Origin of the sequence: Nocardia sp. NRRL S-836 (assembly GCF_001279525.1) — a bacterium.
Taxonomy (GTDB): Bacteria; Actinomycetota; Actinomycetes; order Mycobacteriales; family Pseudonocardiaceae; genus Lentzea.
The window spans coordinates 75074-99060 of record NZ_LGDY01000093.1 but is presented as its reverse complement, the minus strand read 5'-3'; the positions used below and the strand labels follow the sequence as shown (position 1 = coordinate 99060).

Here is a 23987-nt window from a genome sequence, read left to right as displayed (position 1 = left end):
CTGCTCCCAATTTGCTTTCACGCAAGGCAAACGGCCCGCCGATAAGGATCATCGACAGGCCGTCTGACCAGACAAAACACACTGTGGGCGATACTGGGATCGAACCATTGACCTCTCGGTGTGAACTATGGCGATGAGATCGCGCTGACCTGCAGAAATGTGACTCCTGCGGGTCGGCGCGGTTCCGTTCAGGTTCGTTGAGGACCGTTTCGGTGCGTCCAGCGCACGACGCTGCTCCCAATCCGCTCCCAGAGTGTGCTCCCAAGGCTGACGTACTGCTTTGTCGCCGACATGGGCGTCCTGTGAGGCACGAGGAAGAGTCGACCTTGGGGGATTTCAACCGACTTCCTCTTCCCTCTCGTCGAGTATCTCGGTCCCGTTCCACACGAAGCGGGCGGTGGTCACGGCCTCTTCTCCGTCGCCACCCGTGATCAGCTGGTGGATCGCGATGCCGTCCAGTTCGCGGTAGGTGCACCACTCGTGGTCGGAGGTGAGCACCAGGTCCAGGTCCAGTGCGGACAGCAACTCGAAGACCTGGCCGCGGTTGACCGCGTCGACGCCGACGAAGACCTCGTCCAGCAGGATGACCCGCGGTGCTCGGGCGACTGCCTGGTAGTGGGCCGCCACGGCGGCGAACAGGGGTAGGTGCAGGGCGATCGCCTTCTCACCGCCGGAGAGTGCTCCGTGAAGTTTCTTGGTCAACGGCTGCCAGCCAGTGCCGTTCATGCGGTCGAGTTTCACCACGAACCGGTGCCAGGCGGTGTAGTCGAACACCTGCCCCAGTTGCTGTTCCCAGCCCGCGGCGGACTCATCGGCCTTGGCCTGCTCGACGCGCTCGCGGAAGAATCGGTGCAGCGACTCGCGATCGGCCTCGCTCAACCGCACTGGATCCTTGAGCAGGAGGTCGCGCGCCGCCCTCGTGCCGGCCGGCAGGTCTGGCGAGACTTCCCACACCAGTCGCACCGCCACCTTGGACGCCGTGCGCACGCGCTCCAAGCGGGCGTTCATGCCGTCGACCAGCTCGTGCGCCTGCCGTATTCGGGCGGCGAGGTGGCGGCGGGTGTCGCCGGTGAGGGTTCGGTCGAACAGTTCGCGTTCCTGTGCGGTGATGTCCTCCCGGCTGCGCTCGGCGTCGGATCGGAGCCGGTCGAACAGCGCCAACGCGCCGATGCGCATTCCGTCCACCATCGCGGAGAAGACCTGGACGCCCTCGTCGGAGTCGAGCTCGAGGTCGGCGCGACCGCCGAGTACCTCGCGGGACGCGTGCACCTCCTCGGCCAACCGATGTGCGGCGTCGCCGATGTTCTTCGGTGAGTGAGGGAGCGTCGGCCACGAGGCTGCGACCGTCCTCGCCGCGTCGAGAGTCGCCCGGACACCGGTGGACGTCGTGAGCGCCTCGGTGAACGCGGCCAGGTCGGGCAAGCCGCTGTCCGCGGGAAAGCTGCCGTTCGCCAGGTGGCGGAAGCGAGTTGCCGCCTGGTCGCGAACTCCGATGGCGCTGTCGCGAACCTCCGCGTCGGTGGCGCGCCGGGTGGTCAGCTCACCCAGCCGCTGGGCCAGGCCGCTGATCTCCTTTCGCGTCCTGCCCACTTGCTGCTTGAGTTCGTCGAGCTCGACCCGCAGGGCGCCGAGCTGGTCGAGCACGCTCCGGAAGTCGACGCCGATGGTGCCCTCGACGGCGTCCAGCTCACTGTCCAGTCTGCTGGCCACGGCTTCGGCTTCGTCCGCCTCGGCCTCTCGCTGCTCGGCGACGAGCCGGGAACGCTGGGCCTGCTCGGCGGTTCGGTCGGCTTCGCGACGCGTCGCGACCAGGGTGGTGTGCTCGTCGATCCACGCGTCGGCGGCGGCGCGGAAGGCGTTCACGGCCTCCGCCACGGCGTTGAGCGCCTTTCGCTCCGTGGGCAGGCTGTGTTCGGCCGCGGCCGCGGTCAGCTCGCGCAGGGCGCGGTCAACGCGCTGCTCCTGCTTCGACAGGGTGTCCAGCGAGCGCCGGACCACGCCATCGACGGTGGAGACCGCCGCCTCTGCCCTGGTGAGTGCTTCCAGGGCCGCGTCCGCGTCGGCATGGCCGGGCCGCGCATCCAGGTCGACCTGGACGGCCGACCTGCGTGACGCAAGCGTTCGCAGCGCGGCGTTGTGCGTCTCGATCAGCTCTTCCGACGTGGTGATCCGCTCGCGCAGTTCGGTCAACCGACGTTGCCTGGCCCGCTGTCGGGCGAACGCGCCGATGTGTGCGGCCTCATCCTTCTGCCACGTGCCGCGCAGGGTGCCCAGGCGCCAGCCGCCATCGGCGCCGATCGCCGCCGGGTGCCCCTTTGGCGGGTGTTCGCCGTAGGCCACCTCACCCAGCAGGCGGGTGACGACGCCGGTGGTCACGGGCGTGTCCACCTCGGGCACGAGGACTTCGGCGAGCGACCGGCCCGGCGCCGTGGGTACGGAGCCGGGCACGGCGAACGTGTCGTGCCCGGTGATCGCGCCGTCGTGGCCGACCCAGGCGTCCAACAGGCCCGACGCCTGGAGTGCGGCTTCCACCGACGCGCGGACCTCCTCCGGCACTGCGTCGGCGAAGCGGACCAGCCGCCACAGCGGCGCGCCGTTCATCGTTGTGCGGTCGGTGGTGCGGGTGTGCGCTGGCAGGGGAGGCAGGTCCTGTTCGGCCAGCAGCCGGCGGACCTCCTCGCGCAGTGCGCCACGTTCACGTTCGGTGTCTTCCCGCGCCGTTTCCACCAGGGTCTCCTCCCTGGTGACGGCATCCAGCACGCGCCTGGCGACGGCGTCGACCTGGGACAGCAGGGCGGTCTCCGCCGCAGCGAGACCTGCGAGCGCGCCGGGCTCGGGAAAGACGAGTTCGCGGCAGCCCGCCGCCCAGGTCACGATGGCGTCTTGCAGCTTCGCGAGTGCTTCGTCGCGGCGGGCGCTCAGCACCGCGCGCCGTTCAACGGCGTCCGCGAGTGCTTCCCTGGCCTCGTCGAGTGCCTGCTCCGTCTCCTTCCTGCCCGCGACGGCGACCCCGTGCTCGCTCAACGCGGCGCGCACGGCTTCCACCTGTTGACCCCGTGCCTGCACCGCGGCGCGCAGCAGACCCCGCGACCGAGAGGGATCGTCGAGGGCTCTGGTGATCTCCGCGTGGACGGAGGCCAGCCCGACGCGGGTGGCGTCGGTTGACGCGACTTCGGCCAGCGCCGCGGCGGTCCTGGTCCGTGCCTCCACGTGCCTGGCGGCGGTGTCCGCGGCCTCCACATCAGCCCGGGCGGTCTCGCGATGGCGGGTCGCGTCGGCGCGCCTCGTCGTGGCGGCCGTACGCGCCTGGCGGACCTGGGTTCGCAACCGGTCGAGCTGTTCACCCTTCCGGTACGCCTCACTACCGATCAGGCCTTGAACACGCCCGTCGGTGTCGACGATCCGCCGTTCCAGCTGATCCTCGAGCGCCTCGGCTTCTTCCTTGCGCAGCGCCGCACGTTCGTGCTCCTCGGCCGAGCGCTTCGCGGCCTCCGCCAGGTTCCCGAGCTCGGTCGTCGCGGAGATCAGCTTCGCCGCAGCGGCGCGCAGCACTCGCTGGGCGTACGCGCGTTGCCTCGCTCCGAGGCGCTGCGCTGCCTCCACTTCCGCGTCCATGCGGTTGAGCTGTTCACGTTGCCGGTCCAGGCGTTCGAAGCCTTCGGCCAGATCGCTGATCTCCGCCTCGCCGAGGGGCGGCAGGGCCTTGGACAGCAGCGTGGACAGCAGCACGGGGTCGAGCCGCTGCGAGAGCTTGGGTGTGCGGAGCTGGAGCAGGGCCGTGATGAGTGCGTCGTAGCGCTGTTCGCTCAACCCGTGGAACAGGGTCGAGCGCACGGTGGACCGGTAGTCCGCGGCGTTCTGGTGGAGCACCCCCTGCTCGCCGAGCGCGGCTTCCAGCGCCTTGGTCGTGAGGGGGGCGCCGTGCTGGTCGGTGAGCGAGAGGCCGTTCGGTACACCGATGCGGAGGTCGGTGGTGAAGTAGTCCGGGTGCACGGTGGTGGTGTGCTTGGTCGCGGCCAGCCTTGCGCCGCAGGAGAACCACCTGTCCAGCGAGCCGTTCGCACCGGGGAAGCGGAACTCCAGCCACACATAGCCGACCCTGGTGGCACCGGACGCCCCGTCACCCATCAGGTTCCAGTGCATGGTGCGCTCGGACGTGCCGAACGTGGACAGCCGGTTGGCGCGCAGATTGGCGTCGAACAGGAAGGGCAGCAGCAGTTCCAGCGCCTTCGACTTGCCGGTGCCGTTGGGGCCGCGCAGCAGCAACCGTCCTTTGTGGAATCGGAAGACCTCGTCGTAATAGCGCCACACGTTCAAGATCCCGGCGCGTTCCGGCACCCACCTGATCACTGCCGCGGGCTCCGTGCCGGTGCTGGCGCTCGGCAGTTCGGTCACCGTCATGGCTCGTCCTCGACGTCGTCGGTGCTGGTTCGGGTCACCGCGTAGCGGGCGGCGGCGGGACGGGCTCGCACGACTCCGCCGCCGACCCGGACGAGGCCGAACGCGGTCAGCACTTCGAGTGCGTCGGCGACCAGCCGGCCGGAACCGTTCTCGCCGCGGTAACCCTTGGCCCATTTGGGAAATCGGTTCAGGAGCGCGTCGGCCTCACCGTGCAGCTGTTCCACGGCGACAGGTCCGGGCGCGGACGCGATTCCGTCCAGGAGCAGCAGTGCGGCGACCTTGGCGTTGCTCGAATCGTCAGGGAACCGGCTGTCGGTGGCCAGGCCGTCCGGATCGACCAGCATGAAGCCCTCGGCACGTTCCTCCACCAGGAAGCCCGCCTGGTCGGCGGCCCGGCGCAGGAGCTGGCCACCTGTCGGGGATTCCAGATAGGCGAGCTCCGCGGGCGTCAGCTCGTCACGGTGCACGACCGGGTCCTCGACCAGCCTGCGGAACACCGAGTGCCGCAGCCTCAGGTTGCGCCGCACGTCGGACACCTCGTCGTCGGTGTCGCCGTAACGCCGTTCCCTGGACAGCCTGGTCAGCAGCTCCGGGAAGAGCAACGGGACCTCGTCGGCGGGTACCGCCACCTGCGAGGCGCCGACCGGGGCCGCCGGCAGGCGCATGAGCAGCGTGGCATCCACCTGGTAGAGGACCTTCGCCGCGGCGGAGTCCACGTACGCGTCGGTGACGCCGTCCACCACCTCGACCGCGCCGAACGACTCCAGCAGGCGCAGCGCGTCCACGAACGCCATCCGTTCGGCGCGACTGGACGTGTCGAACCGCGGCAGGGCCGGGTCCGCCGCACAGGCCTGGACGACGCGGTCCGCCAGCAGTCCGATGGTGGTGACCGGAATCGCCAGCAGCTCGGCGGCCACCACGCACATCAGCGTGTACCGGCGGCGGTCGAACGGGGCACGGCCGGCACGGTGCCGTCGTGCCGGACGGGTGGGATCGGTGGCGAGCCTGACCTTGGCCAGCCGCGCGTATCCCAAGCGCGGCTCGACCACGAGCGACCACCCGCAGTAGTAGTCGAACCACTTCTCGACCGGGTCCCGCCGCCTGCGCACGAGGTCGAACGCCTCCGGTGCGGTCCTGGCGCTGATCAGCGGTGCCGCGAGGAGCAGGCGGATTGCCCGCGAGACCTCCTCGCGTTCGGCGATGACCAGCTGGTTCGCCAGGTTGCTCATCCGGCCTCAGCTTCCCGGGGGCGTGTCGTGCGGCCACCCGCCGTGCGGATCTCGACGTCGTAGTCCGGGCTGATGAACACCCCGCGCGGGCTCCGGATCACGGCGTGCTCACGGTGCTCCCGCGGCGGGGTCAGCAGAATCTCCACCCGTCCGTCGCCCGTGGTGGCCCGGTGGACGCCGTGCGGGTCCGGCGCTGTGGCCAAGGCTCGTCCGAGCAACTCCAGCAGCCGTTCGAGCACCTCGTGTTCCAGTTGCGCGAACCGGGAGAGCCGGATGCCGCCTCCGGTGTCCAGCCGGTCCCAGGCGGCCTTCAGCGCGGCCCGCTCAGCGCGAGCCCGTTCGGCACGCACCGCCTTGACCGCCGCCACGTCGCGCACTCGTCCGGTGCGGCTGAACCGCTCGGTCCGGCCCGCACTGCGCAGGAGCGCGGACACCTCCACGGGAGGTGCCTCGGACCAGCCGGCCGACGAGCTGACCAGTTCGGGATCGGCGTGCGCGAGGTGGGCGTGCCGGGCCGAACCGAAGCCGAAAGCCGTGGCCCACAGCAGGTGCAGGTCTTCCTCCGACGGCGCCGCGGCGAACCAGCGAGCCAGCTCACGGAAGTCGGCCGCCGCGCTGGTCGATCGGCGTCGAGATTCGGTGATCCGGTCCAGGACCTGCAACAACGCGATGATCGCGCGCCGAGCGACCGTGAACAGCTGCTCGGCACGCGGTGTGCTGCCGTCCACCGGAAGGAACCACGACCGCAACCCCTCCCATCTGGCCCGGCGCAGCTCCAGCCATGCCACGTCCGCACCGTCGTTCCCGGTGGGCGGGAGCTCTGCGCCGAGCAACGCCCGATGATGCAACAGAGGCACACCGTAGCCCTCGACCACGGCGATCCGATTGGCGATCGCGTGCGTGCGCTGCTCCAGGTTCGTGGTGAACTCCTGGAGATAGGCCACGGTCGCCGACTTGACCTCGCGGAAGGTGTCCTGGTCGGCGCCCTCGGCGCGCAGCAGGCGCTGGAGTTCGCCGTTGAACTGCTTTGTGTTGCCCCGCAGGGCTTCCAGGTGACCTTCGAGTTCGACCAGCGTGCTGAAGACCCGGCGATCTGGCGCGCCGTGATCACTGAGGTGCACGGCCAGTTCAGCAAGCCGGTCCGCGATCGCATCGAGAACGGCGGTCTGGAGCGCTCCGGTCGAGGCCAGCACGCCCATCGCGTGCACCACCCCGGCAAGTGCGGCCTCACCTCGTCTGGTCAGCGAGTACTGGATGTTGCGCCGCTCGTACTCGTCGGCGGTCCGGTAGTTTTCGGCGTGGTTCTGGGTGACGTCGAGCAGCCCCCAGCCGCGCAAGCTGCCCAGCGCGTCGATGAGATCCTGGTCATCGAGGGGGTCGAGCCAACCGACAGCGCGAAGTCTCGACCGCACGTCGTCCAGCCCGAGAGCGGTCTCAAGCCGTTCGTTGGCCTCGCCGAACGCATTTAGGATCGCGACGTACAGCTCCGCCCGCTCGCCCGTGGTGAACCGGAACATCTCCGATGGCACGCGCATGGCAGCCAAGACTTCCCTCCTCCCCTCAGTCGAGCACGCTACGGCAGCCCACCGACAACCCGCCCGCGTTCCTGGATCTCGTCCAGCAAGCGAGCAGTGACCCGCTCCTCCGGAACCGCCGACCCGTGCTCGCGCATCGCGCTGGCCAGCCCGTCGTCCCAGGGCGCCTCGGTGACCCGTCCCACCGGCGTGCCGTCACCCAACGCCCGCAGGTAGTCCTCAGTTGCCATGCGCCAAGGCGTGGCGCCCGTGCGGGCGATCACGTGCGCGGCGATCCGCACGCCCTCACCGTCGAAGTCACCGTGGTAGCGCAGCGAGGATCCTTCCGTGGCCAGCCCGCGCAGCAGGGCGATCACCGCGCTGTTGGGCCACCCCGACGTGCACACCATCGGCGGGCACGAGGGCCCGAGCCGGGCGACCGCCACCGCGAGCACACTCGGGTTCTCGAAGGCCCACACCTCCTGTGGCGCGCCGACGAACGAGGTGGCCCGCACCTGTGCCAACGTCAGGGCCGCGACGTGCCCCTCGTCCGCACACACCCGCAGGACCTGTCCGCCGACACCGCTCAACCTCAGCCCGGCGGCCAAGACGACCGACGACAGCTCGTCCTCGACCACCCCGGCGCTCTCCCACAGCGCCCGACGCTCCTGAGCGTTCCCCGGCAGCTCCACGTCGTGCAACTCCGCCAGTGCCCGCAACACCATCCCCGCGCCCCGCGTTCCCTCGTCCAGGGCGTGCGGATCACCGAGCAGGTTCTCCGCGAGCACTGGCAGAGGCACGCCCGCCGCGGGCAATGCGGCGAGGATTCGCAAAGCGCGATCGAGTTCCCTCCTGGTGCGCTCGACAGAACCGGCGACGAGCCCTGCGCGCCGAATGGACTCCACCCACCCCTTCAACGCCGGTTGGCTGGTAACCACGACATGGCTGTCCAGCCACGCCCACAGCTCGGAGCGGGAGGCATCGGCCAACGCCCGCTGTCCGGCCCGGTCGTCCAGCGGTCCCAGCAGGGCCACGACAACCTCGCGCGCCCCGGCACCCACTGCGGACATGAGCAACTCGTCGAGCGCGGCCATCGACACCGTCGCGTACTCGCCCGGCAGGCGATCAGTTCCCAGCAGATCGGCCACAGCCGACCGTTGTTCCTCGTCGAGGGGGCCGGCCTTCACCCGGCTGACCTGACGTCCCGACGAAATCCGGTCGTGCACGGCCTTCCACAAGGGCATCAGGGCTGGCGACCCGAGTCGGTCTAACGCGCGCATGAAGTCAACTTTGGCAGAACTGCTCACCGGCCCGGCACGACGTGGCCGGGCGTGGGCAGGGTTTTACGGGACTCCGGCTCTCGATCCAGGAGCCATGCACTCGATCAGAAGAACGCGCCGAGGTAGACGCGTCGCCGAGCGCTTCGCAGGCCGACGGCGACGATCGAACTGCGCACCGCGTCAGGCAGCTCCCAGTCCGCGGTCTGCTCGGCGTAGCCAGGCCAGAACGAGCCGGTCCGCGGCGTCAATGCCCCAGTGGCACGACGCCGAGGTTGGTCAGTGCTTAGAAGATCTTGTAGGTGTGGTCCTCGGACAGCCGAATGGATCGTTTGGATGAGCGTCTGTCGTAGCCGGCTCGGCTGCCGACCTGCAGAAGGAATTGCTCGGGGCCGCCCAGGTTGCTTGAGGTGGGTGGGAATTGATGTGCGTTGCACCCTTGCCGGTGACCGCTCAGGTGGTGGCGAAGAGGTCACCAGCGATCGAATGGTCTTCGATTCGCTGACCTGCGAATTCGCAAATCTCGGTAGCAAGAGCTTCGCCTGGACCTCGTGGGTTGGCTAGGGCCCTGCTTCCAGTTTGCTCTCACGCAACGCAAACGGCCGACCGATGAAGATCATCGGCCGGCCGTTTGGACTGGTAAAACACACTATGGGCGATACTGGGATCGAACCAGTGACCTCTTCGGTGTGAACGAAGCGCTCTCCCGCTGAGCTAAACGCCCGTGTTCTGTTGTGGTGTTGCCCCGCTCTCGCGGTGTGGTCATAGCTTACAACATCATCAACGAGAACCAAAAATCGGGCTCTGCAACCAGGCCCAGTCGAGGCCGAACCAGCCGCCTACCAGCGCGAACACGTTGAGGAGGTAGCAGGTCGCGAGGACGATGGCGCAGACGCCGGCCATCACGAGGCCGCGGACCCAGGCGGGTTGGCGCTTCAGCCACTCGACCCAGCGGTCGTAGTAGCGCTTGGCGAACTTCAGGACGCGGCCGGCCCACTCGAACTCGGTTGCGAGGATGGCAAGGCCCGCGAAGACGACGAGCCAGCCGGGGCCGGGGTACGGGATCATGATGACGCCCGCAGCCAGCACCAGGCCGCCGATCACGCCGACGCCGATGCGGTAGGCGAGGTTCAGCGCCGGGTTGCGGTGGAACCGGTGGCGCCAGCCCTTGTGCTCGGTGGGCTTCGCGTCGGGCTTGGTCATGTGTCGATCATCCTGTTGGGACTCAGGCGGGCGCAACCTGACCCAGTGCCAGCACCTCTGAGGGTTTCGGAGGGGGCTGGCGGCCGGGTTCGAGTGAGACCGCGAAGGTCGTGTGCTTGTGCGCGTCGGACGACCACGGGAGCAGTTGTGGTGTGGTCGAGCCGGCGCGCACGTCGAACATGGCCAACGGTACCGGCGCTTTCGTGCTTGCGCCCCAAACCACGTAAACGTGACCGGAGTCGTTCGGTTTGAGGTTCATCGGCATCACCGCGGCGGAGGTGGGGCCGGAGAGGACCACGGCCACGTCGTCGCCGGAACCGGTGGCGCGCAGCACCGCGCGGTTCGTGGTGGGGTCGGCGGCCAGGAGCAGGGCCCTGTTCAGGTCGTCGGTGCGGGACTGGGCGGCGGCCACCTCGTCGGAGAGCTGGGTCACGCGCACGCCGAGGTAGGTGCCGGCGGCCAGGACCGCGAGTGCGGCCGCGGCGGCCAGCAGGACGCGGCCGGTTCGGCGGCGGTGTTGCGGGCGCAGCGGGGTCGGGGGTGCGGCGGGGCGCGGAGCGGGGGTGTCCTGGGGGGTGTGCTCGATCTGCTCCAGCAGCCGCGCGCGCAGGTGGGGTGGGGGCTGTTCCTGGCGGACCGCGCCGCCGATGCCCGCCAGGACCTCCTGGGTGGCCTGCACGGTGTGCCGGCAGGTGGGGCAGGTCGGCAGGTGGTCGCGGAACGCCGCTTCCTCGTCGGGCTCCAGGGAGTGCATCGCCCAGCCGACGGCGAGCTCCTCGTGAGCGCACAGCTCGCCGTTCACCGGTTCACTCCCGTCGTCTCGCCGGTCTCGCCGGCCCACAGGTTCCCCAACGTGCCTCTCAGGCGTCTTATCGCCGCGAACGTGCGCGATTTCACAGTCCCCAGTGGTACGCCGGTCAGTTTCGCCACCTCGCACTGCGTGTAGCCGCCCAGGTAGGCGAGCGCGATGACCTGGCGCTGCTCTTCGGGCAACGTCCGCAGTGCCGCCCTCACCTCGGCGCCCACCACGCTCACCAACGCCTCGTGGTCCGAACCCTCCGAGGGTGGTGACACGTCCTCGGTGAGGGGAACAGTTCGGCGGCGCTGGGTGTTCTCCCTACGGACGGCGTCCACCGCGCGGTGGTGCACCAGGGTCATCAGCCAGGTGCCGAAACCGCCGCGGGCCGGGTCGAACCGGGCAGGGTGCCGCCACAGCGCGAGGAAGGCTTCCTGGACGACGTCCTCCGCGAGCTCCGGGTCCACGCAGATCCGCCTGGCCAGCGAGTACGCCGGTGTGCCGTACCTGTCGTACAGCGCACCGAACGCCGGCCGGTCGCCCTGTGCCAGCCTCTGCACGAGCTCGAAATCGGTCGGGCGCTCGTCGCGTGACGCGGCGGTCGGGCCGGGCGAGTCAGCCACCAGAGATGTCCTCACGTCCAACATTCGCGCAACAGCCGGTACCGGGTTCAGGTTAGACCCAGCAAGATGGGGGTCGCTGGACTCGGGCTGGCAGCAAGGAGGACACGCAACGCGCACGAACGGTCGCCCAGCGAGGTTGAGCTGACCCGATGGGGTGATCTGCGACCGAACAGCGAGCGTTCCTCGCCACATGCTCGTCACAACTGAGGTGCTCGGTCGTTTCATTGACCGGGAAGGGAGAAGAGGGTAACGACGATGCGCAACGATCACGTGACGCTCCGCTCGACAGCGGTCTTCGACCTGCTGGCACCGAGGACCCCTGCGGTTCCGGTCCAAGTGGAGCTGCGATATGACACAAAGGACCCGTACGCGGTCGTGGCCGCGTTCCGCACGGGTCGCGCGGGCTGGGTCGAGTGGGTCTTCGCCCGCGACCTGCTCGCGGACGGCCTGATCGCCGACGCCGGTGACGGCGACGTCCGGATCCGGCCCGCCGCCGACGACCCCGAGGTCGTCGTGATCGAGCTGAGCTCGCCGTCCGGGCACGCCATGTTCGAGGCGTCCGCCCAGGAGCTCGCGGACTTCCTCGACCGGACCTACGACGTCGTGGTGCCCGGCAACGAGCACCTGTGGGTCAACGTCGACGAGGCGCTCACGCACCTGATCTCGAACGACCTGAGCTGAAAACCCGAGGTAGGGGGCCCGCGAAGGTGGTGCGGGTACCCCCGGTGAAACTCGGTTGGACCCCTCGTATAAAGTTCGTTCCAACATCACGAAGTCAGTGATGTACGCGGATGTAGCGCAGTTGGTAGCGCATCACCTTGCCAAGGTGAGGGTCGCGAGTTCGAGTCTCGTCATCCGCTCTGTGGGTCCCCGGTGGCTGTCGCCGGGCGACTCATAACTCCTGGCGGAGTGGCCGAGTGGCTTAGGCAAGGGCCTGCAAAGCCCTGTACACGGGTTCGATTCCCGTCTCCGCCTCGGACGATTAGCTCAGCGGGAGAGCACTACCTTGACACGGTAGGGGTCACTGGTTCAATCCCAGTATCGTCCACTCGGTTTGGCAACGGGGCGAGGTGCGCAACGCACCTCGCCCCGTTCTCGTTCCACGGCCTGGGCGTGGCCTCTCGGTGGTGCCGGCACGCTCAAGATCAGCCGATTTGGAACTTCGGGGGACCGTCGGATAAAGTTCCTCTCGCACCGAGGGAAACCCCACAAGGGAATCCTGAGGGGCACGCGGATGTAGCGCAGTTGGTAGCGCATCACCTTGCCAAGGTGAGGGTCGCGAGTTCGAGTCTCGTCATCCGCTCGGACGATTAGCTCAGCGGGAGAGCACTACCTTGACACGGTAGGGGTCACTGGTTCAATCCCAGTATCGTCCACTCCGCACTAGAAGCCCCCGGTCCACCAGGACCGGGGGCTTCTTGCTGTTCCAGCACGGATCGATAGCCGCCCAATTTTTGTCCATTAATTGGTCGTAACGGCCGAAAACGACCACTTTTTGGTCTTTTATGGCGAGATAGCCGCATCTACTGTTCAGTGCCGTGTCCGGCTACAAGTACGACTTCTTCATCAGTTACTGCCGATACGGCAGCGTGCAGAGGTGGCTGCTCAACCACTTCCTGGACAAGCTCCGGGAATGTTTGGCCGACCAGTACGCGCCGACGCCGACGGTGTACGTCGACCGCTCGATGGAGCGGGGGGTGCACTGGCCGTCGAACCTGCAGAAGGCGCTGCGCCACAGCAAGATCATGATCCAGCTCCTGACCCCGCAGTACTACCAGTCGCGATGGTGCATGGCCGAGCAGAGGAGCATGCGGGCAAGGGAGGAGATGCTGGGTCTCGCAAGCCTGGACATCTCGCAGGGGCTGATCTACCCCATTCTCTACGCGGACTCCGAGAACTTCCCGCCCGAGGAGAGAGAACGTTCCTGGGTGAATTTCAAGGACGTCGCCCACCCGGATCCCGTGTACCAGCAGAGCAAGAAGTACCTGCGATTTCACACGCGGGTCAACAACCTGGCGGCAGATCTCGTGAAGCTCGCCAAGGTGGCTCCTCCGTGGCAGGAGAACTGGCCTGACATCGATCCGCCCAACCCCCCGCTCCTGGACCCACCACAGATACCGAGGTTCTGACCATGGCTGGGACCGTCATCACCTTCTACTCGTACAAGGGCGGCGTCGGGCGCAGTTTCATCATGGCGAGCATCGCGGTCCTGCTCGCACGCTGGGGCTATCGAGTGCTGACGATCGACTGGGACCTGGAAGCTCCTGGGTTGCACCACTACTTCGGGCCGCTGATGCCAGGTCCGGCGGAAGGTGGCGTGATCGATCTCGCACACGATTTCCTCGCGGGTGCGCAAAGGCCGGCGGCGCACATCCTCAAGGTCGATGTGGAGGGCAGTGGGTCACTCGCTCTGCTCGCCTCGGGGAAGATGGATCGCGGGTATATGGGTCGGATGCAGGCGATCGACTGGGAGGACCTGTACGCGCGGGGGTTCGCGAACTTCCTTGAGACCTGCCGTGACATCTGGACCGCCGAGCACGACTTCGTGCTGATCGACAGCAGAACCGGCATCTCCGACATCGCGGGCATCTGCACCGCTCATCTGCCGGACCGACTGGTCGTCGTGTTCACGGCCAACGACCAGAACCTGGACGAGATCGTCGACATCGCCCGGCGGGCTGACGACGCGAGGGACCGGATGCCGTACGACCGGCCTCGGCACACCGTGCTCCCGGTGCTGTCGCGACTGGACAACCGGCTGGAGTACGAGCGCGCGGACGCCTGGCAGCGCAAGTGCGCCCAGGCCGTCACCCCGCTGTTCGAGAACTGGCTCGTGAAGAGCGTTCCCGAGGACTTGATGCTGCGCCACCTGACGGTGCCCTACGTCTCCTACTGGAGCTTCGGCGAACAGCTGCCGGTTCTCGAGGAGCTCGTGCCGTCGCCGGACCAGATCTCGTACGCCCTGGAGACCGTCGCCGCAGTGATCGCGCAGGGGTTCGACCGGACGGACGTGCTGGAGGACAACCGTGACGCCTACGTCGCGGCGGCCCGCAACCACCACCGGGACTTCGCCCTCGACCTCCTGGTGTCCGGTCCTCGAACGCTGTTCAGAGCCACCGAAGAGCTCGTCGCCGAGCTGAACGCTCTCGGTGTGCGCGCCGAGCGTTCGGTGTCGGGCGACCCGGAGATCCTGGAACAGGCCGGCGTGCCGGCGAGGCACCTGTGCCTGCTGGTGGACGTCGAGGCGAGCCGGTGGCAGCTCACCGAGGCAGAGCGCTTCCTGCGGCACGCGATCGGGCCGGAAGGCGGCCAGCGGCAGTTGTTCTGCGTCCTGTCGGCGAACACGGACCGGGAGCTGCTGCCGGGCTTCCTGCGCAACCTGCTGCCCCTGGAGCTCGGTCCACAGGTGGGAACGGTCGCACGAAAGCTCCACGCCCTGATCCAGGGCGCCGGCGAGCACGAACCGAACCAGGAGGCGCTGATCGCGGCCGCGGCCGCACTGCGCGGCCTGCCCGAGCAGATGCCGTACGCCAGCCGGTTCGCGCTCGTCGAGGAGCTCGTGCGGGACATGACGGCGGCGCTCGACCGCGGAGACGTCGGTCTGCTGCTCGACCAATCGGCCGACCTCTCACTGATCAGCAAGACCCACGGCAGCGGAGCGCAGGTTCCGATGCCACCGGAGCTGCGGGCCGTGGTGACGGACCTGCTCGCCCGCATCGATCGACGACTCAACGCGTTCACCGACTGAGAAAGGCGGCGTGATGCCGGAGAAGCTTGGTGCCCCTGAGCTCGCAGTGTTGATGGTGCTGATGCTGGAGAACCGCAGCGTGCTCAACACAGAGTTGAACGACAAGGTCAGGCTCACCAAAGCCGGCCGGGTCAAGTTGAACAAGGCCGGCCTGATCCGGACGGACGAGAACGTCAAGCCGATGGTTCACGAGATCACCGACGAAGGCATCACCCGGTGCGTGGATGATCTCATCGAGGGTGAGCTGCCGCCGAGAACGCCTTCGTACGCACGCGCCGGCTTCGCCCTGCTGCGCAAGTTGATCAAGCACCACAACGCTCGCGGCACGCTCGTCGAGGTGATCCGGTCCAGGGACCTGGAGTCGTTGATCCGGTCCGTCTACGAGGAGCTCGCGGTCGAGCCGCAGGACTGGATCAGGCTCGCGCGCATCCGGCCCAGGCTCAACGGCGCGGAGAAGGGCGAAGTGGACGACGCGCTGGTCAAGATGATGAAGACCGGGACCGTCCACCTGGCGCCCGAGTCCAACACCAAGGTGCTCACGCCGGACGACCACGCCGCGGCGTTGCGGCTCGGCAACGAGGACTTGCACCTCGTGGCGATGGAGGAGTCATGACCGCGCAGTTGCGGGAGGCGCTCGCTGCGCTGCGGTTGAACTCCGTCCTCACCCCGGACGACGTCTGGCGCACCTCGCCGTCGCACGTCGACGGGTTGCACAGCAGGGCGGAGCACCGGATCAGGGCTGCCATCGCAGACGCCAGGGAGAGCACCGGTCCTAACCCCGTCGGGCTCGTGTTGCAGGGACGCAAGGGTGTGGGGAAGACGCACCTGCTGGGCACGGTGCGCAGCATGGTGCAGGAGATCGGCGGCTACTTCTTCCTGATCGAGATCAGCTCGGCGGCGATGTTCTGGGACGACGTCGCCAACGCCATGCGCAGCGAGCTGCTCAGGACCGGTGACAGCGGTGAGCTCCAAATCGTCGTGTTGCTGCGGCAGCTCTGCCGTGGTGCCGGGGTGTCGGACGAGGTCACGCGCGCGGTCCTGAACGAGGCTCCGCTTGCGCCGCACCACCTGGGTGAGCTGGTCGACGGGCTGCGCAAGGTCGACTTCCGGATCGCGAACGAGTGCGAGGAGGTGATCCGGGCACTGGTGCTCTACGTGTCCAAGCACTCTTCCATCGGTCGCAACTACCTCGAGGGGATCGACGACGACGAGGCCGCAGAGCGTCGTGAGTGGGGTTTGTCGAGCAAGACGAAGTCGGCGCAGCAGGTGGTCAGGGACATCTCACGCGTTCTCGCCCTGACCGGTCCCAGCGTGGTCGCGATCGACCAGCTGGACACCGTGGTGAACAACAACCAGGACGTCATCGAGGACGATCTCAACCCGGAGGAGGCGCGTGAGCTGGCGCTGATCTCCGACGGGTTGATGCAGCTGCGCGAGATCACCAGGCGCACGACGACGATCGTCGCCTGCCTGCCCAGCACCTGGACGAAGCTGGGCAGGGCCGCCAGCGACACCGTCGGTGACCGGTTCACGCTGACGCCGCCTCTCGGGGCGATCCTGGATCCTGCGGTCGCGCAGACCCTTGTCGAGAAGTGGCTCGGGGTGGTTTACCAAAGCCGCGGGATCGTGCCTCCGCATCCGACCTGGCCGGTGGCAGCGGAAGCGTTCGGAGCCGACTGGCAGGCCGTGACGCCACGCATGCTGCTCAAGCGGGTGCACGCCCACGCCGAGTCCTGTCTGCACGGTGAGATCCGCGAGCTTCGCTCGTTCCAAGAGCCCGAGCAGGAGGAGACGACCGCACCACGCGTCGCGTTCACGCCGCAGGCCGGTCCTGCGCCGGACTACCTCGCCGAACTGGACGCCAGGTTCGAGCGGTTGCGGGAGAAGGCGGCGTTCGTCGCCGCTGACGTCCGGCCGCACAACGAGGACGATCTGATGCCGGCGCTGTTGCTGGCGGGCTTGCGGTCGTGGGTCACCGAGATCGGTAACGACGACCTCGCCTGGCACCCGGAGCCGCAGTCGCCCGACAACAGCCTGCACGCGAGCTTGCGACACACCGTCGACGAAGAGCGCGATGTCGAGGAACGCTGGGTGTTCCGGCTCATCGCGAGCAGTCACGGCAACCGCGTGCTTCGGCGCTTGCGCGGTGCCCGTGCCGCAGTCGCGGGCGGGCGGGGTCGGCACCTCGTGCTCATCCGCAACGGCGCCAAGGGGTGGACCGGGGCGAAGACCAGGGGCGAGGTCGCGGAGTTCGTGCGGAGCGGCGGCACGAGCATCGACGTGTCGGACGAGGACCTGCGGACGTTCATCGCGCTCAAGGAGATGTGGTCGTCGCAGTCGCACCAGCTGCTCGCGTGGCTGGTGGCGCGGAAACCGGCCAGCAGCAGCACTTTCCTGAAGACGATCCTGCCGGATCCCGCGAGGAGCGGGGGGAGGAGCGGTCATCAGGAGACGCGCCCTCCGCCGAGGTGGGAGCCCCAACCACCACAGCCCCGGCCGCAACCGGAGCCGCAACCTCAGGCTCAGCCGGAGCCTCGACCGGAAGCACGGACGAGGCCGGCGTCGCAGGAGGGGCTACCCGCTCACGAAGGCGCGATCGTGCTCGGGATGGACGGGGAGGTCCGGATCGAGCTGGAGTCGCTGCGCAAGCACGCGATCGTCTTCGCGGGGTCGGGCAGCGGCAAGACGGTGCTGCTGCGGCGGATCGTCGAAGAGTGTGCACTACAGGGGGTTTCGGCGATCGTGCTCGACCCCAACAACGACCTGGCGCGGCTCGGGGACGCCTGGCCGGAGCCGCCGGCGGACTGGCTGGCCGGGGACGCGGCCAAGGCCGCCGAGTACCTGGCCGGTACCGAGGTCGTGGTGTGGACGCCGGGACGTGCCAGTGGGCGCCCGTTGGTGTTCCACCCGCTGCCCGACTTCGCCGAGGTGCGGGGCGATGAGGACGAGTTCGCGGCGGCGATCGAGGCCGCGGTGGCCCGGCTGGTGCCCCACGCCCGGATCGCCAACGAGACGAAGTTCGCCGTCCGCGGGCGGGCTGTGCTCAAAGAGGCGCTGAAGTACTACGCGCGCAACGATCGGCGCGACCTCAGCGGGTTCGTGGACCTGCTCGCCGAGCTTCCGGAGGGGATCAGCAAGCTGAACTCGGCCGCGGCGACGGCGGCTGATCTCGCGGAGACCCTGAGGGCCGCCATGGTCAACGACCCCCTGCTCGGTGGGCAGGGGGAGCCGACCGATCCCGGCATGCTGCTCGAACCGGCGCCGGGCAGGAAGGCGCGGATCTCGGTGATCAGCTTCGTCGGGTTGCCGTCCGACGAGCAGCGGCAGGGCTTCATCAGCCAGCTGCAGCTGGAGGTGTTCGCCTGGATCAAGCGGAACCCGGCGGTGGACCGTCCGCTCGGTGGGCTCCTGGTGATGGACGAGGCACAGATGATCGCACCCTCCGGAGGGGTGACCGCCAGTACCCAGTCGACGATCCTGCTGGCGTCGCAGGCCCGGAAGTACGGGCTCGGGTTGTTGCTCGCCACGCAGGCGCCGAAGGGCGTGCACAACCAGATCACGGGTAATGCCACCACGCAGTTCTTCGGGCGGTTGAACAGTCCCGCCCAGATCGCCGCGGCGACGGAGATGGCTCGGGCCAAGGGGAGTTCGGTCGCGGACATCTCACGGCTGGAGCGCGGCCAGTTCTACGTCACCGGCGACACGTTCGGGTTCCGGCGGATGCGGGCGCCGTTGTGCCTGAGCCATCATCCGCCCAGCCCGTTGCGGCTGGAGGAAGTGGTCGAGCGGGCCAGGAAGTGAGAAAGGGCGGTGTCCCGGAACGAGGCACCGCCCTTTCTCGTCGGCGTCACGCGGTCAGCATGGCCTCGATGCGCTGCCACAAGCCGGAGAACTGCTCGGTGGAGTCGCCGAGCACCACGAAGTTCACGATGTCGTCGTCACGCACCTCGACCGCGTAGACCGCGTTGTCCTCCCGCTCGACGCGTACCGAGACGGTGGTGCCACCGAGGTGCAGCGTGCCGGCCAGGCCGCGCTTGGCGAGCGCGGGTGAGGCGGCGGCGAACTGTTCGGCCAAGGCACGCAGGGGGTTTCCCGGACGTGCGGGAACGGGCTCGGGTTCCGGCTGCTGCTTGAGCGCCGCCACCAGGTCGGCGACCGGCATCCGCGGGCGGCCCGTGGTCTCGGCTTCCTCGACACGGGACACCAGGGTGTCGACGACGTCGCCACTCGTGTGCAGGTGCGGCGCTGACGTGGGGTCCTCACCGGTCAGCACCAGCAGCACGTGCTCGTCGTCCGTCCGCACCTCGTCCGCGGTGGACACGAACGACACGAGGAAACGGACCTCCGCCTCCGGCAGGTCGTTGCTCTCCAGCACGGTCAGGCCGCGTTGCCGGCATGCCTCGACCACCTCGTCGACCACGGCGCGCTGCTCCTCGTTGAACGACACGGCGATGTCATAGGTCGCGGAATCGGTCACTCCAACCTCCTTGATGACGTTCCGGCCGGTGGCCGGGTGCGCGCAGCCAACACAGCGGGTGTTGACCAGAAGTGGATGGGGAGTGGACGCGTTGACCACCTCGGTGGGCAACGGGAAACACCTGGTTCCACGCCTTTGGAAGACGAATGCTCGAAGGGAGCCCGCAGAGAGCGGGCGAAATCCGAAAAACAATTCCGATCCCTTCGGAGGATTCGCCATGTCCAAAATCGTGCCCACTTTCGTGACCGGTATCGCCACGCTCCTGGCCGCCATCGCCATCGCCGCTTCCGTTTCCGCTGGTGCCGGGGCGAACGCGGCCGACGAGAACCCGCCGAAGCCGCCGACCACCACAACCACCACGGAGACGCCGGACGGCGGCGGGAACCCGTGGCACGACTGACCTGACCGCAAATGACCCCGGCCGACCGTCGTCATTCGGCGGAAGGCCGGGGCATTGCGCTGAACTCGTTCCGGGTGCTGTACTCGGGACACCTCTGAGCGGGAGGCAGTCGTGACTGCAAGTTTTGGTGAGTTACTGCGCGAGCGACGGCTCGCGGCGGGATTGTCGATGGGGCAGCTCGCAAAGCTCGTGCACTACAGCAAGGGTTATCTCAGCAAGATCGAGAATGGGCTGAAACCACCGAACACGGCGTTCGCCCGGCAGTGCGACAGCGTGCTCGGTGCCGGTGGTGAGCTCATCGCGGCGGCGAGCAGGCCGGCGCCGACGCGGCGGCAGGTGCTGGTGGCCGGGACGATGCTCGGGGTCGGGGCGCTGACGGGCAACGCGCCCTCGCCGGAGCTGACCTTCCGGATGCGGGACCGGTTCGAGCACCTGCAGGGGCTTGGGCTGCGGATGAGCCCGAGGGCGATCCTCGAACCGTTGAAGGAGCTGCAGTACAAGGTCGACGCCACCGCCCGCAAGGACGGCAGCACGGCGTTGCTGCGGCTGGCCGCGAGGATCGCCGAGTACACCGGCTGGATGAGCCAGGAGGCCGGCGACGACCAGAACGCGTTGTGGTGGACGCGGCACGCGTCGGAGCTGTCGCGCGCGGCGGGCGACCCGGAGATCGCCTGCTACGCGCTCGTGCGGGAGGCGGGGCTCGCCCTCTACCGGCAGCAGGCGGCCGAGACGATCAACCTCGCCCAGCAGGCGCAGTGGATCGGACGGGCCGGGGCGCGCACGCTCGCGCTGGCCGCGCGGCGTGAGGCGCAGGGCCACGCGTTGGCGGGAGACCGCTACGCGGCGGAGAGCGCGTTCGAGCGAGCGGCCGAGCTGATGCAGGACGCGCCACGGGACGACCGCGCCTACCCGTTGCTCGGGTCGAGCGTGCCGGACCCGCTGGAGCTCGCGCGGGGCTGGTCGTTGTGCGACCTCGGGCGCAACGCCGAGGCAGCGGACCTGCTGGACCGGCAGCTCACCCTGCTGCCGGCGCGGTCACAGCGGTCGCGGGCCCGGTTCGGTGCGCGGCGTTCGCTCGCCCACGTGCTGGCGGGCGAGGTCGACGAGGGCTGCCGCACGCTGGCCGCGACGCTGGCCGACGCCGAGCAGGTGGACTCGGCGACGATCAGGACCGATCTGCGGCAGCTCGCGCGGACGTTGGGGCGCTGGCACAACCACGGCCCGGTGCGCGAGGTGTACCCGGACTTGAGGCGGCTGCTGGCTCACCGCTGACCGCAGGCGCACGCCAGTCCCGCGCGCTCGGCCCGCACCTCCCCGGCCTCCGGCTGGTCGAGCGCCGCGTACACCTCCTCCGCCACGTCCCAGTGGGCCGCGGCCTCCCGGTGCCGGCCCAGCTCGTGCAGGGCGCGGGCGATGCCGGCCTCCGCGTGCGAGCGGTGGGTGGGGTTGCCGGTGGCGTCGGCGACGTCCAGCGAGGACCGGAAGAGCCGCAGCGCCGTCACGTGGTCCCGGCCGTCCTGGGCCACCAGGCCGCGGTCGCGGTAGAGGCGGGCGCGCAGGTCCGCGTCGTCCACCCCGGACGCCACGGACGTGGCCAGCTCGTGGTGGCGCACGGCCTCGGTGAGCCGGCCCGCGAGGCGGTGCGCGTCGGCGATGTTCGTCAACGCGTAGGCGATCAGGGCCGAGTCACCGAGCTCGGAGGCGATCTCGTACGCCTCGACGTGGGCGGGGATGGCCTCGTCGAGCTCGCCCAGGTGCTGCCGGATCGCGCCGAGGTTGTTCAAAGCGTGGGCGAGGCCGCGCCGGTTGCCGATCGAACGTTCGATCCGGACCGCCGCCTCCTGCTGCCGCAACGCGGTGCGGTACTCGCGGTGCTGCTCGTTGAGGTAGCCGAGGTGGCTGAGCACGTGCGCCTGGCCGCGCAGGTCGCCGCACTCCTCGTACTTGCGCAGCGCGGTCTCGAACTGCGCCATCGCCTTCTCGTGCTCACCGAGCTGCATGGTGCAGATGGCCATCGCGCCGAGCGTCGCCGCCTCGCCCCACACGTCACCCAGCTCGACCCACAACGGCAGCGCCGCGGCCGCCAGCTCCAGCGCCTCGGTGTGGCGGCCGAGCCGGTCGTGCGTGGTGGCCAGGCGCAGCAGCACGTGCGCCTGGCCGTAGTGGTCCGCGCCCACGGCCTGCCGCGCCAGCTCCGTGGCGTCGATCCAGTCGCGGAACCGCTTGGCCGAGGCGAACCGCCGCCACACCAGCACGGCCACCCGCCACGCGTGCCCGGCCAGCCCGTGCTCGCTCGCGTAGGGGACCGCGGCCACGAGGTTGTCGCGTTCGGCGGTGAGCCACGTCAGCGCGTCGGCGGTGTCGTCGAACGTCAGCGCGAGCGGGCTCGTGCGGTCGACCGACGGCTGACCGGCCCGGTCGAACGGGTAGGCGGTGCCCACCGCGGCCGCGAGCGTCACGAGGTAGAAGTCGAGCAGCCGCAGCAACGCCTCCCGCTGCGTCGGCGGCGGGTCGGCGGAGGCGAACTCCTTGAGCGCGTCGAGCATCTGGTAGCGGTCGGGCGCGACCTCCTCCAGCAGGCACACCTCGTGCAGGTCGTCGAGCAGCGCGCGGGTGACACCGATGTCGTGGCCCAGCAACGCCGCCGCGCCCACCACGTCGACGTCGGGTCCCGGCAGCTGGCCGAAGAGCTGGAACGCCTCCTGCTGGGCCGCGTCGAGCTGCAGGAAGGACGCGCGGATCGCGGCGGTGCCGTCCTGCTGCCACGCCCCGTTCTCGTCGATCAGGCCGAGCAGGTGGTCGAGTGACCAGCGGTCGTGCCTGCGGAACAGCGCGGCCGCGATGTTGATCGGCATCGGCAGGTAGCCGCAGCGCTTGACGAGCCCGGCGACGTCGGCGGAGCGGCCCTGCACGCGGAACGGGTCGATGAGCGTGGTGAACAACGTGAAGGCGTCGGCCGGCGGCAACGGCGACAGCCGCACGTGCGCGCTGATGTCCGGCTCGCCCATGTGCCGGCTGGTCACGACGGCGAAGCAGCCCTCGGCCTCCGGCAGCAACGGCCGCACCTGATCGGGTGAGACAGCGTTGTCGAGGACCACCAGCGTCTTCGTGCCGTAGAGCTGCGTCTGGTAGAGGGTGGTCTTGCGGCTCACGGTGTCCGGGATCTGCTCGGGCGGCACGCCCAGCTCGGTCAGCAGCTGGGTGAGGGCGTCGGAGATCGACGTCGGTGCCACGTTCGGCGTGAACCCGTTGAGCCGCACCAGGAGCTGGCCGTCCGGGAACCGCCGCTTGAGCCGGTGCGCCGCCTCGATCGCCAGGCCGGTCTTGCCGACACCGGGTGCGCCGCTGACCCACACCGCCCGCCGTTCGCCCGTTCCCGCCGCGGCCCGCTCGATCACCGCGAGCTCGTCGGCCCGGCCGGTGAACCGCCCCGGCCGGGAGGGCAGCGAGCTGACCGGTTCGCCGCGCCGTGCCCGCTCGGCGAGGTTGCGCAGCAGCGGTCCCGGCTCGAACCCGGCCCGGTCCAGCGCCTCGCCGGCCGCCTCGAAGACCTTGATCGCACCGACCTGGTCACCGCCCGCGATGAGCGCGCGCATCAGCAGCTCGGCGTACTTCTGGTGGTCCGGCCGGGTGCGGACGGCCCGGCGCATCCGGTCGCGGGCGGAGCGGTGGTCGCCGATCACCAGCTCCAGCTCGGCCAGGTCGCCGATCGCGTCGTGGTGGCCCTCGTCGGAGAAGACCACGTCGGCGCCACCCACGCGGTCGATGTCGATGTCCTCGACGAAACGGCCGCGCCACAGCCCCACCGCCTCCCGCAGCAGCTCGACGGCACGGCGCTGGTCGCCGTCCTGCACCGCCCGCGCCGCCTGCTCGCGCAGCCGGTCGAACCGCACGGTGTCGATCCGGTCCTCGTCGACCCGCAGGACGTACCCGGTCGGCGTCGTCGCGATCATCACGTCGTCGGCGCCGGCCTCGGTGAAGGCCTTGCGCAGCTTGTTGACGTAGCCGCGCACCAGGTTCTTGCGCTCGGGCTGGTCCGGCCAGACGATCTCGGTGATCCGCTCCGGGGTCATCGGCCGGTTCGCGTTCACCAGCAGGACCACGAGGACATAGCGCTGCTGGAGATCGCCCAGTGGTACCTCGGCGCCGCCGTGCCACGCCTCCAGTGGGCCCAGCATCCGGAATTCCACTCCGCCTCCCTCTGGCCAGCTTCACTTCTGGCATGGATGTCGCACAAGGGCCCTTTGGTGTGTCGCGAATCAGCATTCTTTCCACTTTCGGTCTACATCCGGGCGGAAAGCTGGGATCACGTGAGGTGA

General features: G+C 69.1%; 17 protein-coding genes and 6 tRNA genes. 12 read left to right on the top strand and 11 right to left on the bottom strand.

Translation table 11 applies throughout. The features are described 5' to 3' along the window. Window positions 1–336 precede the first annotated feature (336 nt). The 9 genes from ADL03_RS16520 to ADL03_RS16485 form a co-directional block, all read right to left on the bottom strand. Window positions 337–4401 carry a TIGR02680 family protein gene (locus tag ADL03_RS16520; protein WP_053734342.1) on the bottom strand — a complete coding sequence of 1355 codons (4065 nt, stop codon included), beginning with the start codon at window positions 4399–4401 and terminating at the stop codon, window positions 337–339. Further along, the gene (locus ADL03_RS16515) at window positions 4398–5630 is read right to left on the bottom strand and encodes a TIGR02678 family protein (RefSeq protein ID WP_053734341.1); all 1233 of its coding nucleotides are present in this window, start codon (window positions 5628–5630) and stop codon (window positions 4398–4400) included. The genes ADL03_RS16520 and ADL03_RS16515 overlap by 4 nt, the downstream gene beginning before the upstream one ends. Further along, window positions 5627–7165 carry a TIGR02677 family protein gene (locus ADL03_RS16510; RefSeq protein ID WP_053734340.1) on the bottom strand — a complete coding sequence of 513 codons (1539 nt, stop codon included), beginning with the start codon at window positions 7163–7165 and terminating at the stop codon, window positions 5627–5629. Before ADL03_RS16510 ends, ADL03_RS16515 begins: the two co-directional genes overlap by 4 nt. Window positions 7166–7203: 38 nt before the next feature. Further along, window positions 7204–8388, bottom strand: a complete 1185-nt coding sequence (locus tag ADL03_RS16505) for a TIGR02679 family protein (RefSeq protein ID WP_197288377.1) — start codon at window positions 8386–8388, stop codon at window positions 7204–7206. Window positions 8389–8528: 140 nt separating this feature from the next. Beyond that, a complete protein-coding gene (locus ADL03_RS47105; protein WP_157528811.1) occupies window positions 8529–8672 on the bottom strand; it encodes a hypothetical protein in 144 nt (47 codons plus the stop codon). A gap of 401 nt (window positions 8673–9073) precedes the next feature. Continuing rightward, window positions 9074–9145, bottom strand: a tRNA-Val gene (locus ADL03_RS16500). 56 nt (window positions 9146–9201) lie between these two features. Further along, a complete protein-coding gene (locus tag ADL03_RS16495; RefSeq protein ID WP_053734338.1) occupies window positions 9202–9624 on the bottom strand; it encodes a TIGR02611 family protein in 423 nt (140 codons plus the stop codon). 22 nt (window positions 9625–9646) lie between these two features. Beyond that, window positions 9647–10426 carry an anti-sigma factor gene (locus ADL03_RS16490; protein WP_053734337.1) on the bottom strand — a complete coding sequence of 260 codons (780 nt, stop codon included), beginning with the start codon at window positions 10424–10426 and terminating at the stop codon, window positions 9647–9649. After that, window positions 10423–11043: an RNA polymerase sigma factor gene (locus ADL03_RS16485; RefSeq protein ID WP_197288376.1), complete on the bottom strand. Its 621-nt coding sequence runs from the start codon at window positions 11041–11043 to the stop codon at window positions 10423–10425. Before ADL03_RS16485 ends, ADL03_RS16490 begins: the two co-directional genes overlap by 4 nt. A 255-nt stretch (window positions 11044–11298) precedes the next feature. Here ADL03_RS16485 and ADL03_RS16480 point away from each other — a divergent pair, with 255 nt between their 5' ends. The 10 genes from ADL03_RS16480 (at window position 11299) to ADL03_RS16435 (ending at window position 18592) form a co-directional block, all read left to right on the top strand. Next, entirely contained in the window at window positions 11299–11724 is a 426-nt protein-coding gene (locus tag ADL03_RS16480; protein ID WP_030466274.1) for an SsgA family sporulation/cell division regulator, read from the top strand. A gap of 106 nt (window positions 11725–11830) precedes the next feature. Next, a tRNA-Gly gene (locus ADL03_RS16475) sits at window positions 11831–11903 on the top strand. Between the two features lie 43 nt (window positions 11904–11946). Next, a tRNA-Cys gene (locus ADL03_RS16470) sits at window positions 11947–12018 on the top strand. A gap of 1 nt (window position 12019) precedes the next feature. After that, window positions 12020–12091 (top strand) — tRNA-Val (locus ADL03_RS16465). Window positions 12092–12273: 182 nt separating this feature from the next. Then, a tRNA-Gly gene (locus ADL03_RS16460) sits at window positions 12274–12346 on the top strand. A 1-nt stretch (window position 12347) separates the two neighbouring features. Continuing rightward, a tRNA-Val gene (locus ADL03_RS16455) sits at window positions 12348–12419 on the top strand. Between the two features lie 162 nt (window positions 12420–12581). Next, the gene (locus tag ADL03_RS16450) at window positions 12582–13172 is read left to right on the top strand and encodes a TIR domain-containing protein (RefSeq protein WP_053734335.1); all 591 of its coding nucleotides are present in this window, start codon (window positions 12582–12584) and stop codon (window positions 13170–13172) included. Window positions 13173–13174: 2 nt separating this feature from the next. Beyond that, window positions 13175–14791, top strand: a complete 1617-nt coding sequence (locus ADL03_RS16445) for a KGGVGR-motif variant AAA ATPase (protein ID WP_053734334.1) — start codon at window positions 13175–13177, stop codon at window positions 14789–14791. Window positions 14792–14804: 13 nt separating this feature from the next. After that, the gene (locus ADL03_RS16440) at window positions 14805–15404 is read left to right on the top strand and encodes a hypothetical protein (protein WP_053734407.1); all 600 of its coding nucleotides are present in this window, start codon (window positions 14805–14807) and stop codon (window positions 15402–15404) included. Beyond that, entirely contained in the window at window positions 15401–18592 is a 3192-nt protein-coding gene (locus ADL03_RS16435; protein ID WP_053734333.1) for an ATP-binding protein, read from the top strand. The genes ADL03_RS16440 and ADL03_RS16435 overlap by 4 nt, the downstream gene beginning before the upstream one ends. A gap of 46 nt (window positions 18593–18638) precedes the next feature. Here the strand turns inward: ADL03_RS16435 and ADL03_RS16430 are convergent, their stop codons facing one another. Beyond that, a complete protein-coding gene (locus ADL03_RS16430) occupies window positions 18639–19268 on the bottom strand; it encodes a hypothetical protein (RefSeq protein ID WP_053734332.1) in 630 nt (209 codons plus the stop codon). A gap of 82 nt (window positions 19269–19350) precedes the next feature. Between ADL03_RS16430 and ADL03_RS47100 the strand changes: the two genes are divergently transcribed. Both ADL03_RS47100 and ADL03_RS16420 read left to right on the top strand, forming a co-directional pair. Next, window positions 19351–19668 carry a hypothetical protein gene (locus tag ADL03_RS47100; RefSeq protein WP_157528809.1) on the top strand — a complete coding sequence of 106 codons (318 nt, stop codon included), beginning with the start codon at window positions 19351–19353 and terminating at the stop codon, window positions 19666–19668. 111 nt (window positions 19669–19779) lie between these two features. Further along, entirely contained in the window at window positions 19780–20940 is a 1161-nt protein-coding gene (locus tag ADL03_RS16420) for a helix-turn-helix transcriptional regulator (RefSeq protein WP_053734330.1), read from the top strand. Here ADL03_RS16420 and ADL03_RS16415 read toward each other — a convergent pair. After that, the gene (locus tag ADL03_RS16415) at window positions 20931–23846 is read right to left on the bottom strand and encodes a tetratricopeptide repeat protein (protein WP_053734329.1); all 2916 of its coding nucleotides are present in this window, start codon (window positions 23844–23846) and stop codon (window positions 20931–20933) included. The genes ADL03_RS16420 and ADL03_RS16415 overlap by 10 nt on opposite strands. Between the last annotated feature and the right edge of the window lie 141 nt (window positions 23847–23987).